This window comes from Pseudomonas sp. 3B-A001-10F, assembly GCF_056313565.1.
The window spans coordinates 15,140-30,255 of record NZ_JBQYFW010000003.1 but is presented as its reverse complement, the minus strand read 5'-3'; the positions used below and the strand labels follow the sequence as shown (position 1 = coordinate 30,255).

The 15,116-nt window shown below is 58.6% G+C and carries 12 protein-coding genes; 2 read left to right on the top strand and 10 right to left on the bottom strand.

The genetic code is table 11. The annotated features are described in order from the left end of the window. Window positions 1-51: 51 nt before the first annotated feature. The 4 genes from AC0ZWN_RS04220 to AC0ZWN_RS04205 all read right to left on the bottom strand — a co-directional run bounded on the left by AC0ZWN_RS04220 (window position 52) and on the right by AC0ZWN_RS04205 (window position 5,979). On the bottom strand, window positions 52-3,345 hold the full coding sequence (locus tag AC0ZWN_RS04220) for a DEAD/DEAH box helicase (protein ID WP_476334141.1): 3,294 nt from the start codon (window positions 3,343-3,345) through the stop codon (window positions 52-54). 9 nt (window positions 3,346-3,354) lie between these two features. Next, on the bottom strand, window positions 3,355-4,092 hold the full coding sequence (locus tag AC0ZWN_RS04215) for an S-methyl-5'-thioinosine phosphorylase (protein ID WP_476334140.1): 738 nt from the start codon (window positions 4,090-4,092) through the stop codon (window positions 3,355-3,357). Between the two features lie 10 nt (window positions 4,093-4,102). Further along, window positions 4,103-5,113 carry a beta-N-acetylhexosaminidase gene (nagZ, locus tag AC0ZWN_RS04210; protein ID WP_476334138.1) on the bottom strand — a complete coding sequence of 337 codons (1,011 nt, stop codon included), beginning with the start codon at window positions 5,111-5,113 and terminating at the stop codon, window positions 4,103-4,105. 158 nt (window positions 5,114-5,271) lie between these two features. Next, window positions 5,272-5,979, bottom strand: coding sequence for a TetR/AcrR family transcriptional regulator (locus tag AC0ZWN_RS04205; RefSeq protein ID WP_476334137.1), 708 nt, complete (start codon window positions 5,977-5,979; stop codon window positions 5,272-5,274). A gap of 229 nt (window positions 5,980-6,208) precedes the next feature. On the opposite strand from AC0ZWN_RS04205, the gene lexA reads away from it, so the two are divergent. Further along, a complete protein-coding gene (lexA, locus tag AC0ZWN_RS04200; protein ID WP_003226590.1) occupies window positions 6,209-6,817 on the top strand; it encodes a transcriptional repressor LexA in 609 nt (202 codons plus the stop codon). Between the two features lie 10 nt (window positions 6,818-6,827). After that, window positions 6,828-7,301 (top strand): SOS-induced cell division inhibitor SulA, encoded by a 474-nt coding sequence (sulA, locus tag AC0ZWN_RS04195; RefSeq protein ID WP_095050467.1) that lies wholly within the window; start codon window positions 6,828-6,830, stop codon window positions 7,299-7,301. 92 nt (window positions 7,302-7,393) lie between these two features. Here the strand turns inward: sulA and AC0ZWN_RS04190 are convergent, their stop codons facing one another. The 6 genes from AC0ZWN_RS04190 to fadB form a co-directional block, all read right to left on the bottom strand. Further along, on the bottom strand, window positions 7,394-7,627 hold the full coding sequence (locus AC0ZWN_RS04190; protein ID WP_007910471.1) for a hypothetical protein: 234 nt from the start codon (window positions 7,625-7,627) through the stop codon (window positions 7,394-7,396). 106 nt (window positions 7,628-7,733) lie between these two features. After that, window positions 7,734-8,258, bottom strand: a complete 525-nt coding sequence (locus AC0ZWN_RS04185; protein ID WP_007910470.1) for a DUF6586 family protein — start codon at window positions 8,256-8,258, stop codon at window positions 7,734-7,736. Window positions 8,259-8,403: 145 nt separating this feature from the next. Then, complete coding sequence (gene topA, locus AC0ZWN_RS04180) at window positions 8,404-11,034, bottom strand: type I DNA topoisomerase (protein WP_414926290.1); 2,631 nt, start codon at window positions 11,032-11,034, stop codon at window positions 8,404-8,406. Between the two features lie 114 nt (window positions 11,035-11,148). Continuing rightward, complete coding sequence (locus tag AC0ZWN_RS04175) at window positions 11,149-11,385, bottom strand: DUF1653 domain-containing protein (protein ID WP_476334135.1); 237 nt, start codon at window positions 11,383-11,385, stop codon at window positions 11,149-11,151. 99 nt (window positions 11,386-11,484) lie between these two features. Continuing rightward, window positions 11,485-12,660, bottom strand: a complete 1,176-nt coding sequence (gene fadA, locus AC0ZWN_RS04170; protein ID WP_007910465.1) for an acetyl-CoA C-acyltransferase FadA — start codon at window positions 12,658-12,660, stop codon at window positions 11,485-11,487. Window positions 12,661-12,689: 29 nt separating this feature from the next. Beyond that, window positions 12,690-14,837 (bottom strand): fatty acid oxidation complex subunit alpha FadB, encoded by a 2,148-nt coding sequence (gene fadB / locus AC0ZWN_RS04165; RefSeq protein WP_122607489.1) that lies wholly within the window; start codon window positions 14,835-14,837, stop codon window positions 12,690-12,692. Between the last annotated feature and the right edge of the window lie 279 nt (window positions 14,838-15,116).

Genomic DNA, 15,116 nt, shown 5'->3' with positions numbered 1-15,116 from the left:
GCGAGCAGGCTCGCGAATGGCTCACCTCGGTATAACGTTTAAAACCCAGGCTCAATCCTTGGAAACCGGCAACGGTGCAAACAGCGCCTCAATGTCACTCTGCTCCAGCTTCCAGCCACCTGTCGTCCCGCCCTCAAGCACCGCTCCGGCCAACGCCGCTTTCTCCTGCTGCAGCGCCTGTATTTTTTCCTCTACCGTGCCACGAGCAATCAGCTTGTAAACGAACACCGGGTTGTTTTGCCCGATTCGATACGCACGATCGGTGGCCTGATTCTCCACCGCCGGGTTCCACCAAGGGTCGAAGTGAATCACCGTGTCCGCAGCGGTCAGGTTCAAACCGGTACCGCCCGCTTTGAGACTGATGAGAAACAGCGGCACCTTGCCGCCCTGAAAATCCTTCACCGGTGTGCGTCGATCCGTGGTGTCCCCGGTCAGCAGCGAATAGGCAATGTCACGTTGCTGCAATTCTTCCTCGATCAAGGCGAGCATCGAGGTGAACTGCGAAAACAGCAGGATTCTTCGACCTTCGCCGAGCAACTCTTCGAGCATCTCCAACAGGCTGACCAGCTTGCCACTGCCGGAGCGCAGCGCCTTCGCTGTCAGCGGCATGTTGATCAGGCGCAGGTCGCAACAGACCTGCCGCAGCTTGAGCAAGGCATCCAGAATGATGATCTGACTGCGCGCCACGCCACTGCGGGCGATTTCGTCGCGGACTTTTTTGTCCATCGCCACGCGAACCGTTTCATAGACATCCCGTTGGCCGTCGCTGAGATCGACCCAATGGACAATTTCGGTTTTCGGCGGCAGTTCGGTGGCCACCTGATCCTTTTTGCGGCGCAACAAAAACGGCTTGATGCGCGCTGTCAGGTGCTGCATGCGCTGAACATTGCCGTGCTTCTCGATTGGCGTGCGGTAATCGCGATTGAAGGACTTGCTGTCGCCGAGCCAACCGGGCATGAGGAAATGAAACTGCGACCAAAGCTCGCCCAAGTGGTTTTCCAATGGCGTGCCGCTCAGGCACAAGCGCTGGCGGGCCTGCAAATCGCGTGCGGCCTGCGCGGCTTTGCTGAGCGGGTTCTTGATGTTCTGCGCTTCGTCGAGAATCAGCACGCTCCACAACTGCGGCTGTAGAACCTCAAGATCCCTCGGCAGCAAAGCGTAAGTGGTCAGTACCAGATCGTATCCAGCCAGATCAGCGAAATCCTTTTGCCGCCCCGAGCCGTGCAGCGCCAACACTTTCAACTGGGGGGTGAAGCGCTCGGCCTCGTCGAGCCAGTTGGGAATCAGGCTGGTCGGCATCACCGCCAGAGCCGGGCAATCGAGGCGTCCGGCGTGTTTTTCCGTGAGCAGATGCGCCAAGGTTTGCAGCGTTTTGCCCAGCCCCATGTCATCGCCCAGAATGCCGCCTACTTCAAGCTCGCGCAGGGTTTGCATCCAGTTCAGGCCTTCGAGCTGATAGGGGCGCAGTTGCGCGTTAAGGCCGGTCGGCGCAGCGACCTGGGTGTGACTGGAATTCTGCAAGCGCTTGGCGAAGGTGCGCAGCCGCTCGCCACCCTGCCAATCCAGCGGCACGCCATCGAGCATACTCAAGCGCGCGGCATCCGGGACACTCAAGCGCAGTGCATCGCCCTGATGACCGCCCAGGTACAACTCGCCCAGCGTGGCCATCAGCGGTTTGATCCGACTCAGCGGCAGCGCGACCTTGGCGCCCGATGGGTCGCCAAAACCGCTGGGTTTCAGTTCGATCAGGAGTTTTTCGTCATCGCTGCGTTGTGCAAGATTGACCGGGTCAAGCAAGCGCGGCTGGGTGCGCAACAAGTGCAGAAGGATCGGTAGCAAACTGTAGCGCTGGCCATTGACGACAATACCCAACTGCAAATCAAACCACTGATGCCCGGCCTCTTCCTCGACCTCCGCGTACCAATGCTCGACTGGCTGCACATTGAAATGAAAGCCGGGACTCATCTCGACTTCCCAGTTCGAGGCGCGCAACGTGGCAAGCCCTTCGTGCATAAACCCGAGCCAGGCGGAATCATCCGGCAACGTGAACATCTCGCCGGAACGATCCAGCGAGCTCTTGCGCGTGGTTTTCTTGAAGCCGAACTTTTGCAGGATCTGACGCAGTTTCTTTTCCACCGCAGGCTGTCGCTGAATGCGCTGGGTTTCGGTGCCGTTGAGGATCATTACTTCCGGGTTGCGATCCACCGTCGGCTGGCCGTTGTAGGTAAACACCAGGGCGGCGCGGTGCTCAAGAACGTATTCCCAGCGCGAGCGCTCCCGACCGCTGACGAGGGTGAGTTGCGGCTGCGGTAGTACGTCGTCGATGATTCGTTCGGTCAGTTGGTGGGGCGGCGGGATTCTCGTTGCCGCGCTCATGCGATGGCTGAACTGCATGGCCTGACGCGCCGGAATGTCCGGCGCCAGAGTCAAATGGCTGGCCAGTTTTTCTTCCAGTTCATTGAACAGAGGGCCAATCTGCCGCTGTTCACGATCCAGGTAATAAAGCGGCTCCAGCGCCAGCACGGTTTCCTGCGCAGCCTCGGCACTGCTCCACTGCGCACGGAACCCGCCGTCGGCCTGCTCGGCCCAGGCGAACTGGCCGATGCGTTTCGCGCCAGACATCAACGGTTGCAGATCCTCGAAATCGAGGAACAGCCGCGAGGTGCGCAGGAGCATTTCCAGCAGTTCGGCGCCGCTGCTGCCTTCCAGCGGATAGCCGCTGTAATAGGCGTGATGGGAGTGCATGGCAACCAGCAGTCTGGCGACGCGCAGATCCAGCTCGGACAGGTAGCCGGGCTGACGCATGAGCATTTCCGCCAGCGAATACATCGGTTTGACTTCGCGCAACTCGCCGCTCTTGAGCTGGGAGACCTTGAAAATATCGAGCAGCCACTTGCCGCTCACTGACGTTGGCTTGAGCTTGTAAAACAGGCGCGTGCCTGCAGTTTGCGCGCCTTCTTCGGCGGGCTTGGCCGGCACGGGGATGGTCGAAAGCCAATGTTCCAGCGCCCGACCCAACTGGGTCTGTGCGTTACTTTCGGACGCTTCATGATCACTGCCCTGCAGGTGATAGAGCACCGCAGCGCAGTGTTTGCAGTCGATTGAGACAGGACAGGTGCACAGGCAACGCAAGTTGACGGAACCCAGCCGATCTTCGGACAGGTAAATGGTTTGTTCATACGCCTGATCTTCCGAACCGACGCAGAACGCCTCGATCTTTCTGTCATCGATCTCGATGATCTCTACCCGATCATCGGCGGCATAAGCCCGAGCCTTGGCCAGCGCGTTGCTAGTGAATGCCCGGGCCCAGGCCAACGACTTAAGCTGTTCGATGATAATGCTCATGGGCAGTCCTTAGCCGGCCAACACCCGCGCCAACGTCGCCTTCACCTTGCCCATGCCGTCATGCAAGGCCTGCTCGATCTCAGCCATGGTAATTACTTCGGTGGTCTTGCCCGCGGCTGGGTTCACTACCAGCGCCAGACAGGCGTAATCCAGATCCAGCTCACGCGCCAGCGCCGCTTCCGGCATGCCGGTCATGCCAACGATGTCGCAGCCATCGCGCTCAAGACGCACGATCTCCGCCACGGTTTCCAGACGCGGGCCCTGAGTGCAGGCATACACGCCTTGATCGCTGTATTCGCAGCCTTCGGCAGCCACCGCCGCAATCAACTGCTGACGCAGCGGCTCGCTGTAGGGGAAGCTGAAGTCGATATGGGTGACGTGCTCCAGATCATCGGCGAAGAAAGTGTGCTCGCGCCCACTGGTGTAGTCGACGATCTGGTGCGGCACGCAGAAATGACCGGTGCCCATCGCTGGATGAATACCGCCCACCGCGTTAACGGCAATGATTGCTTCGGCACCGGCCTGCTTCAGGGCCCACAGGTTGGCGCGGTAGTTGACCTTGTGCGGCGGGAATCGATGCGGATGGCCGTGACGGGCGAGGAAAAGCACCTCCTTGCCGGCGTATTCACCGATCTGCACGTCGGCCGATGGCGCGCCGTAGGGAGTGTCCACCGCCAGTGACTGGCGAATGGTCAAGCCTTCGAGCTGGGTCAGGCCGGTGCCACCGATGATTGCGTAAACCGTCATAGCAAAATCCTTAATCGATCAGTTGAGCATCTTTGAGGGCGCCAATGGCGGTGAGCCAGCGCGGATCCTGACGGTAATCGGTGCTGGCGAATGCCTGACCGCGCATGCGCGCGATGCGCGCGGACGGCTTGACCTTCATGCGTTGCGCCGCGCTGAGGGCCAGTTCGGCAGCGGCGCGATCGTTGCACACCAGGCCCATGTCGCAACCGGCCGTGAGTGCGGCCTCAATACGACTGGCGGCATCGCCAACCACGTGGGCGCCGGCCATCGACAGGTCGTCGCTGAAGATCACACCGTCGAACTGCAATTCGCCGCGCAGGATGTCCTGCAACCAGCGCCGGGAGAAGCCGGCAGGCTGCGAGTCGACTTGCGGGTAGATAACGTGGGCCGGCATCACAGCGGCCAGTTGTTTGCTGAGTCTGGCGAAGGGCACGAGATCGTTGGCGCGGATCTCGTCCAGGCTGCGCTCGTCGTTCGGGATCGCCACGTGGGAATCGGCTTCGGCCCAGCCGTGGCCGGGGAAGTGCTTGCCGGTGGCCGCCATGCCCGCGCTTTTCATGCCGCGAATGAACGCTCCGGCAAGCACTGCGGCGCGCTCCGGATCGCCCTCAAATGAACGGGTGCCGACAACAGCGCTGCGCTGGTAATCCAGATCCAGCACCGGGGCGAAACTCAGGTCGAGACCGACCGCCAGCACTTCAGTGGCCATGATCCAGCCGCATTGCTCGGCGAGGTATTCGGCGTTCGGATTGTCGGCGATGGCACGCATGGCCGGCAGGCGCACGAAGCCCTGACGCAGGCGCTGCACGCGACCGCCCTCTTGATCCACTGCCAGCAGCAGATCCGGACGCATCGCCCGAATCGCCGCGCTGAGCTCACGCACCTGACGCGGATGCTCGATGTTGCGCGCGAAAATGATCAGGCCGCCCACTTCGGGCTGACGCAACAATTGGCGATCTTCGGCCGTCAGCCAGGTACCGGCGACGTCCACCATCAACGAGCCTTGCAGGCCAGCAGTCATAGAGATTCCTTGAAAACGAAAAACCCGATCCGCAGCAAATCGCTACCCTGAGCAATGCTCGGCAGGTCGGCAATTTCTATGGATTTCGGGTTCAGAACGAGAGTCGGCATGGGCGGCTAGCTTAGCGGATACAAGCTGCCGCGCCCACCCGTGCGCGGTTAAACCTTGGCGGCGATCGGCGTTGATTTACTGCGCGGACGCAGTTGCGCGGTGGCCATCGCGGCGTCAGTGACGCCGGTTTCGGCACGCATGCCCGCAGCGAGGAACGGCACCATCAGACGCATCACTTGCTCAATGGAGGTGTTGACGCCGAAATCGGTCTCGGCAATTGCGCGCAACGCCTTGATGCCAGACATGCTGAACGCGGCGGCGCCGAGCATGAAGTGCACGCGCCAGAACAGCTCGATCGGCGGAATGCGTGGTGCGGCTTCGTTGACCAGCAACATGTAGCGACGGAATACCTTGCCGTACATGTCTTCCAGATAACGGCGCAAGTGGCCCTGGCTCTGGCTGAACGCGAGGCCGAGCAGGCGCATGAAGATCGACAGGTCATTGCCGCTGCGTGGTTGCACCACAAGGGCCTGCTCGACGAGGATTTCGAGCAACTCTTCAAGCGTCGGCTTGTTTTCAGGCTTGGCCTGACGGCGCTCCAGTTCTTTATCGAGGCTGATGCAGAACGGCCCGAGGAAGCGCGAGAAAACCGCTTGAATCAGCGCTTTTTTCGAGCCGAAGTGATAGTTCACCGCTGCCAGGTTGACGCCGGCCTTGCTGGTGATCAAACGCAATGAGGTTTCGGCGAAACCTTTCTCCGCGAACAACTGCTCGGCAGCATCAAGAATGCGTTCAACGGTTTCCGACTGGGCCATGGCTACTCCGCCTGACAAACACTTGTTTGAAACATACGTTTCAGCCTGTGCCTTGTCAAGCCTGCCGGTTCGTTTTGGGAATGGTCGGTCAGCTATTTAACCACACAAGCCCAACTCATTAATAAGCACGAATGCCGACCGTCTGGCGGCCTGCAAAAAAACGGGCATTGCCAAGGACGCTTCACTGTATATAATCCCAGTCACTGTATAAAAAGACAGAGCGCTCAATATGCTAAAGCTGACGCCACGCCAAGCCGAGATTCTGGCCTTTATCAAACGCTGCCTTGAAGACAACGGCTACCCGCCAACCCGTGCGGAAATCGCTCAGGAACTAGGCTTCAAATCGCCAAACGCGGCTGAAGAACATCTCAAGGCACTGGCCCGAAAAGGCGCCATCGAGATGACACCGGGCGCTTCTCGCGGTATTCGCATACCCGGCTTTGAAGCCAAAGCCGACGACTCTACCCTGCCAATCATAGGCCGGGTCGCTGCCGGCGCGCCGATCCTCGCCCAACAGCACATCGAAGAATCCTGCAACATCAACCCGGCCTTCTTTCATCCGCGCGCCGACTATCTGCTGCGCGTACACGGCATGAGCATGAAGGACATCGGTATTTTCGACGGCGACCTTCTTGCCGTGCACACCACCCGCGAAGCACGTAATGGCCAGGTCGTCGTTGCCCGTATCGGCGACGAAGTGACGGTCAAACGTTTCAAGCGTGAAGGTAGCAAGGTCTGGCTGATTGCCGAAAACCCCGAGTTCGCCCCTATCGAAGTCGACCTGAAAGATCAGGAACTGGTGATCGAAGGCTTGAGTGTCGGCGTAATCCGCCGCTAAAGGAGGCTTTATGCAGTTCCCACACACCCCTCAGCAAACACAACTGCCTTTATTCGAAGCGTTTCTGGCGCAACCGATGGCGCCGATCCTGAAAGACGTGGTCGAACGCCCCTGGAATGCCGAACCCGAAGTATTCAGTGAGCTGTCACTGCGTGGTGCGGCCGGGAACTGCCTGAACCTGCTCGCCCCGATTCTTCGCGAACTCAGCGAAGATCAGGATGCACGCTGGCTTACGTTGATCGCACCACCTGCCAGCCTGACTCAAACCTGGCTGCGGGATGCCGGCCTGAACCGCGAACGTATTCTGCTACTGCAACCACGGGGTGCTCAAAGCGCCCAGCAACTGGCGTGCGAAGCTCTGCGGTTGGGGCGCAGCCACACTGTGGTCACTTGGCTCAACCCGCTAAACACCCACTCGCGGCAACAACTGATCAGCGCCGCACGCACGGGCGAAGCTCAGAGCTTGAATATTCGCTTGGGTTGAGGGTTGCGACTACGCGCTGTGTGAAGCGCAGGGCTTCTCCAGGGACAGAGAAGCCGATCTGAAGCGGTAACGTTAAAAAGCAAAGGCGCGGATCAATGAAGAACCCGCGGCCCCTCTTCCTTATCAAACTCGCCTTCGACCATACGACCGGCCATCTGCACGCCGACGCTTAGCATCGCCTTGGCGATTTCTACATGCTGACCTTGAAGGAACGCCTTGGCATCGTCGGAGAAATCCAGCGTCACCAGAGAACCCTCGTCCTCAGCCCTGCGCAGTTCGATTCGGCCGTCTGGTAACTCGACAATTTCTAGAAAGGACGTTGGCATATAGGTCTGTTCTCCACGAAAGGCAGGGATTATATAGACATCATTCAGGCTTCGCTCGGGATCTTGACCAGCAGCATGTTTCAGATTGCCACCGTGTCAATCACCCTCAGCACTCGTTCAAGCCTTCGCGAAAGCGAATCGCCAAGCCTTTCAGATTTTGCCGCCAGCTCTCCAGCTCCTCTCGACTCAACTCTTCTGGCGCTTCTTCTTCATCCAGATTAATCGCCTGAATCAGCGGCTGAGTCACGTCCCCTTTGGGCTTGTGTGGCACCCGTGGCGGTTGAAACAGCGCCGAATGCGCTGCCAGCAGTTTTGCCAACCAGGTTTCCGAATTGCCCGCCAACTCAACCATCTCGGCCAACTCGGGAATCGCGATCGACTCCAGGACCTCACGTGTCAGCAGCATCTCGGCGCGTGGAGCATTGGCCTGCGGCAGACGATAGAAACCAGCGATCTCGTGACAAAGACCGAGCAAAGCGCCGTAAAGGTGAAACAACGCCGATTCACGCCCCGCCTGAATCAACGCCAGCGAATTCATCGCTCGCCCCTCTTCGGCGCGAGCCAGAGCTTCGAGCGACAGTCCGGCGAAATAGATCTTCTGGTTGGTGCGGGTATAGAGTTCGTGAGCCATGACGGCGCTCTCCACAACGAAATATTTGCTTCACACAGGCCGGACAGTGTCGTGGATCAGCCGATCCCACCGCAAGCACAAAACAAAAAGGCCGCATGAAAACCCGGAGGGGTCATCATGCGGCCTTTCAGTATCAGGCTAACGCTTACTCAGCTTTGGCCTTCGTACGCTTGTCTTCAACCGTCCACTTGCCGCCGTCGAAGTACGCCTTCCAACCGGTAGGCTTGCCATCGACTTCGGTCTGTACGTATTGCTCCTTGGTCTTGCGGCTGTAGCGAATCACCGCCGGCAGACCATCAGGATCTTTCTGTGGAGCGTCGCAGAGGAAGTGGTACTTCGGATCGATCTCGTCCTTGTGCGGCAGAATCTCGATCACCAGCGGAGCACGGGTCTCACGGTTTTTCGGGAACTGACTGGCAGCCAGGAACAGACCGGACGCACCGTCACGCAGGATGTAGGTGTCGTTGACCTTTTCGCATTTCAGCTCAGGCATCTTCACCGGGTCCATCTTCGGCGGCGCCGCATCACCGCTCTTAAGCAGTTTGCGGGTGTTCTTGCAGGTCGGGTTGGTGCAACCGAAGAACTTGCCGAAACGCCCGGTCTTGAGTTGCATCTCGCTGCCGCACTTGTCGCATTCCAGGCTCGGACCTTCGTAGCCCTTGATGCGATAGCTGCCCTCTTCGATTTCGTAGCCTGCGCAATCCGGGTTGTTACCACAGATGTGCAGCTTGCGTTTTTCGTCGAGCAGGTACGCGTCCATCGCCGTGCTGCAGATCGGGCAGCGGTGCTTGCCACGCAGTACCAGCGATTCCGACTCACCCTCGTCGTCCGCGGCGATTTCATCGCCCGGCACCAGGTTGACGGTGGCCTTGCAGCGTTCTTTCGGCGGCAAGCTGTAGCCTGAACAACCGAGGAAAACGCCGGTCGACGCGGTACGAATCTGCATCGGACGACCACAAGTCGTGCACGGAATATCGGTCATGACCGGCTGGTTGGCACGCATGCCGCTGTCCGGGTTTTCGGCTACTTCGAGTTTCTTTTTGAAGTCGCCGTAGAACTCGTCCAGTACGTTTTTCCAGTCGCGCTCGCCCTGCGCCACGTCATCGAGGTTCTCTTCCATGCCTGCGGTGAAGCCGTAGTCCATGAGGTTCGAGAAGCTTTCCGACAGACGCTCGGTGACGATGTCACCCATCTTTTCCGAATAGAAACGACGGTTGTGCAGGGTCACGTAACCGCGATCCTGAATGGTCGAAATGATCGCAGCGTAAGTCGAAGGACGACCGATACCGCGCTTTTCCATTTCTTTCACCAGACTGGCTTCCGAGTAGCGGGCCGGCGGTTTGGTGAAGTGCTGCGATGGATCGAGCTTGATCAGCTTCATCACGTCGCCCTGCGCCATATCAGGCAGAACGTCGTCATCACCCGGTTTGGCAATCTGCGGCATGACACGGGTGTAACCGTCAAACTTGAGGATACGGCCCTTGGCGCGCAGCTCGAAGTCACCAGCGCCTACGCTGACGGTGGTCGACAGGTATTGCGCCGGCAGCATCTGGCAAGCGAGGAACTGGCGCCAGATCAGCTCGTAGAGACGCTCAGCGTCACGCTCCATACCCGCCAGCTTGCTTGGCGTGGTGTTGGCGTCAGAAGGACGAATCGCTTCGTGAGCCTCTTGTGCGCCTTCCTTGCTGCTGTAGACGTTCGGCGTTTCCGGCAGGTACTTCTTGCCGAACTCGTCTTCGATGTAAGTACGCGCCATCGCCACGGCATCAGCCGAGAGGTTGGTCGAGTCGGTACGCATATAAGTGATGTAGCCGGCTTCGTAAAGACGCTGGGCCATCATCATGGTTTTCTTCACGCCGAAGCCCAGGCGGTTGCTCGCAGCCTGCTGCAGGGTCGATGTGATGAACGGCGCCGACGGCTTGCTGCTGGTCGGTTTGTCTTCGCGCTTGACGATGCTGTAGCTGGAAGATTTGAGTTTCTCCAGCGCGGCCATGGCCTGAGCTTCGTTGAGCGGCTTGAACGCTTCGCCTTTTTCGCGAGCCACTTCGAAACGCACGGTGGAGCCTTTGGTGGTGCCGAGATCGGCATGCACTTCCCAGTACTCTTCCGGGTTGAACGCGCGAATTTCACGTTCACGCTCAACCACCAGCTTCACGGCAACCGATTGCACGCGACCGGCGGACAAGCCACGAGCGATCTTCGCCCACAGCAGCGGCGAGACCATGTAACCGACAACGCGGTCGAGGAAGCGACGCGCCTGTTGAGCGTTGACACGATCGATGTCCAGCTCACCCGGTTCCGAGAAAGCTTCCTGAATCGCTTTCTTGGTGATTTCGTTGAACACCACACGCTTGTAGCGGCTGTCGTCACCACCGATGGCTTCGCGCAGGTGCCAGGCAATGGCTTCCCCCTCGCGATCCAAGTCGGTTGCGAGATAGATGGTGTCAGCATCTTTGGCGAGCCGGCGCAGCTCTTCGATGACCTTCTCTTTACCCGGAAGGATCTCGTACTGGGCTTTCCAGCCATGATCGGGATCGACACCCATACGCGAGACCAGCTGCTTGCGCGCTTTCTCTTTCGGCGAGAGCACCGGACCTTCGCCCGCAGCAGCCTTGCCGCGCTTGGCGGCTGGCTCTTTGCTGGCGCTAGCCGAACCGCTGGTGGGCAGGTCTCGGATATGGCCGATACTCGACTTCACCACGTATTGGTTACCCAGATACTTGTTGATGGTCTTGGCCTTAGCCGGGGATTCCACAATGACCAGCGATTTGCCCATGGATCAGAAAATTCCTGAATTCTAGAAGTGAAAGGCGGTTGGCGCCTGACGCGGCACCGCTATATATAGTTGATACAAGGTGAGGTCAAGCACAGGGTTCTGTGCGCCCTCGCCTTATGCCTCGGAAAAAAGGCTCGGTTCGGCTTGCACCAAAGCAAAGCGTGGCACCTGCTCGCCGTCAACCTCGACTGACTCGAGAAACATGCTCAGAGGGCGTACCCAAAAGCCGTAATCGCCATACAGGGCTTGGTAAAAGACCACTTCTTCTTCGGTCTCGGAATGCCGCGCAACACTGAATACGCGGTACTGCGGACCTTTGTAATGTTGGTAGAGCCCAGGTTGTATCGGCATGCTTCGGCCCTCACTCAAATTTTTTCAAAAATAAAAACAAAATAAATCCACAAAAACAAAAACCGGGGCACTTGGCCCCGGCTTCCATCGACGAGACGCTTAAACGCGTTCGAAGACGGTGGAGATGCCTTGGCCGAGACCAATGCACATAGTGGCCACCCCGAAGGTACCGCTATTCTGCTTCATCACGTTCAGCAAAGTGCCGGAAATACGGGCACCGGAGCAACCGAACGGGTGACCCAGGGCGATCGCGCCGCCGTGCAGGTTAACCTTCTCGTTCATCTTGTCGAGTACTTTCAGATCTTTCAGCACTGGCAGGGCCTGTGCGGCGAAAGCTTCGTTGAGCTCGAAGAAGTCGATATCGTTGATGCCAAGGCCCGCACGCTTCAGGGCTTTTTGTGTCGCCGGAACTGGACCATAGCCCATGATTGCCGGATCCACACCCGCCACTGCCATCGAACGGATCACCGCCATTGGCTGGATACCCAGGTCCTGTGCACGCTGCGCCGACATCACGATCATGCACGAAGCACCATCGGTGATCTGCGACGAAGTACCGGCAGTCACGGTGCCGCCCTTTGGATTGAAGGCAGGCTTGAGGGCCGCCAGACTTTCCAGGGTGGTTTCCGGACGAATGGTTTCGTCGTAGTCGAACAGTTTCAGGAAACCGTTCTCGTCGTAGCCCTGCATCGGGATGATTTCGTCTTTGAACTTGCCTTCCACGGTGGCTTTGTGGGCCAACTGGTGGGAACGCACGCCAAAAGCGTCTTGCTGTTCGCGAGTGATGCCGTGCATTTTGCCGAGCATTTCCGCGGTCAGACCCATCATGCCCGAGGCTTTCGCCGCGTACAGCGACATGTGCGGGTTCGGATCGACACCGTGCATCATGCTCACGTGGCCCATATGCTCGACGCCGCCAACCACGAACACGTCACCGTTGCCGGTCATGATTGCTTGCGCAGCGGTGTGCAGCGCACTCATCGACGAGCCGCACAGACGGCTGACAGTCTGACCGGCCGAGGTGTGCGGGATCTGGGTCATCAGCGAAGCCATGCGCGCGATGTTCCAGCCCTGCTCCAGGGTCTGGTTGACGCAGCCCCAGATCACGTCCTCGACTTCTGCAGGATCGACCTTGGCGTTGCGTTCCAGCAACTTGCTGATCAAGTGCGCCGACATGTCTTCGGCACGGGTGTTGCGATGCATGCCGCCCTTGGAGCGGCCCATCGGAGTACGACCGAAGTCGACAATCACGACGTCTCTAGGATTCAAGCTCATAAGTTCACTCTCACTCTAGTTGGGGGCGCTTAACCGAAGAAGCTCTGGCCGTTTTTGGCCATCTCGCGCAGCTTCGCGGTCGGGTGGTACAGCGCGCCCAAATCAGCGTACTGGTCAGCCAGGGCAACGAACTCGGCAACACCGATCGAATCGATGTAGCGCAGCGCACCGCCACGGAATGGAGGGAAACCGATACCGTAGACCAGACCCATGTCGGCTTCGGCGGCAGTTTCAACGATGCCGTCTTCCAGGCAACGCACGGTTTCCAGGCACAGCGGGATCATCATCCAGTTGATGATGTCTTCGTCAGTGACTTCGCGCTGCTCGTAAACGATCGGCTTGAGCACTTCCAGCACCGAAGGGTCGGCGACTTTCTTCTGCTTGCCTTTCTTGTCGGCCTCGTAGGCGTAGAAGCCCTTGCCGTTCTTCTGGCCCAGACGCTTGGCTTCGTACAGCACGTCGATGGCCGAACGGCGGTCATCCTTCATGCGATCCGGGAAACCTTCAGCCATGACGTCACGACCATGGTGACCGGTGTCGATGCCGACCACGTCCATCAGGTAAGCCGGGCCCATCGGCCAGCCGAATTTTTCCATGACCTTGTCGATACGGACGAAGTCGACACCGGCGCTGACCAGCTTGGCGAAACCGCCGAAGTATGGGAACAGCACGCGGTTAACGAGGAAGCCCGGGCAGTCGTTGACGACGATCGGGTTCTTGCCCATTTTCTTGGCGTAGGCAACGGTGGTGGCAACAGCCAGCTCGCTGGACTTCTCGCCACGGATTACTTCCACCAGCGGCATCATGTGCACCGGGTTGAAGAAGTGCATGCCGACGAAGTTTTCCGGACGCTTGAGGGCTTTCGCCAGCAGGCTGATGGAAATGGTCGAGGTGTTGGACGCGAGGATGGTGTCCTCTTTAACCTGAGCTTCCACTTCAGCCAACACGGCTTGCTTGACCTTAGGATTCTCGACGACAGCTTCGACCACCAGATCAACGTGACCGAAGTCGCCGTAGGACAGGGTCGGACGAATGGCGTTGAGCACTTCAGCCATTTTCGCAGCGGTCATGCGACCTTTATCAACGCGGCCAACCAGCAGTTTGGCGGCTTCAGCCAGACCCTGCTCGATGCCGTGCTCGTTGATGTCCTTCATCAGGATCGGCGTACCTTTGGAGGCCGACTGATAAGCGATACCGCCACCCATGATGCCGGCGCCGAGTACAGCGGCCTGCTTCACGTCTTTGGCGATTTCGTCGTAGGCCTTGGCCTTTTTCTTAAGTTCCTGATCGTTCAGGAACAGACCGATCAAGCTCTGCGCGGCAGAGGTCTTGGCCAGTTTGACGAAACCGGCAGCTTCGACTTCCAGCGCCTTGTCACGACCGAAGTTCGCGGCTTTCTGGATAGTCTTGATCGCTTCAACCGGCGCCGGGTAGTTCGGGCCAGCCTGGCCGGCGACGAAACCTTTGGCGGTTTCGAAAGCCATCATCTGTTCAATAGCGTTCAGCTTGAGTTTTTCAAGTTTCGGCTGACGCTTGGCCTTGAAATCGAACTCGCCGGAGATGGCGCGCTTGATCAGTTCAAGGGCAGCTTCCTGCAGTTTTTCAGGAGCAACCACGGCGTCGACGGCACTGACTTTCAGGGCGTCTTCAGGGCGGTTTTCCTTACCGGAGGCAATCCACTCGATGGCGTTATCGACACCGATCAAGCGCGGCAGACGCACGGTGCCACCGAAGCCTGGGTAGATGCCCAGCTTGACTTCCGGCAAGCCGATCTTGGCTTTGGTCGACATGACGCGATAGTCAGCCGCCAGGCACATTTCCAGACCGCCGCCCAGGGCGATGCCATTGATGGCCACTACGGTTGGGACGTTGAGGTCTTCGAAATCGCTGAAGATCTTGTTGGCTTCGAGATTGCCAGCAACCAGCTCGGCATCCGGCAGCTTGAAGTTATCGACAAATTCGGTGATGTCGGCGCCGACGATGAACACGTCCTTGCCACTGCTGACGATCACGCCCTTGATCGAAGCATCTGCCTTGATGGTGTCTACGGCCTGACGCAGTTCGTTCAGGGTTAGACGGTTGAACTTGTTGACGGACTCACCCTTGAGGTCGAATTTCAATTCGACGATGCCACTTTCAAGAGCTTTAACCGTGATGGCTTTACCTTCGTAAATCATCAACTGATCTCCACGATATGGAAGCTGAACAGTACACGTCGGACGCAGGCGAATGGCTCGGCAGGACGCTTTTTCGTCGATGCTAACGCCAATCCACCCGGCACACCCGCCAACGCGATAGTCGGGATTCTGTAGGAGCAGTCTGTAAGACAAACGCTCAATTCATACGCCCGTTTGATTTGGGTACGTCACCTTCACGGAATTTCCGACAATTGTCAATCGCCCAAAATACGGGTTGAAATGCGACTTTGCGGTCATTTCTGTAAGACGAAGACCCGC